This is a genomic window from Soonwooa sp. T0.1_25 (assembly GCF_057652215.1).
Genome location: NZ_JBYFBZ010000133.1, coordinates 1 through 218, shown reverse-complemented (window position 1 = coordinate 218; position 218 = coordinate 1). Strand labels below are relative to the sequence as shown.

At 45.0% G+C, this 218-nt stretch carries 1 protein-coding gene; it reads left to right on the top strand.

Annotation, left to right across the window (positions count from 1 at the left end; genetic code table 11):
• The coding region (locus AC23MB_RS14590) for a transposase (protein WP_487787682.1) at nt 1-218 on the top strand (218 nt) is incomplete at both ends.

Below are 218 nucleotides of genomic sequence, written 5' to 3'. Positions count from 1 at the left end.
TACAAATCCTTTAAGAATGGAGAAGATTTAACCTCGTTCTTCAAACAAATGCACAAACGGGCGGTAGAGCATATGCTCGAAGCCGAACTGGACGCTCATTTTGACAACGAAAAACACGAAAAAACCAAAGAAGGCAATTATCGCAACGGGCACGGAACCAAGAAGATAAAATCCTCTTTCGGCGAGTCCGAGATCAAAGTTCCCCGTGACCGAGAAGG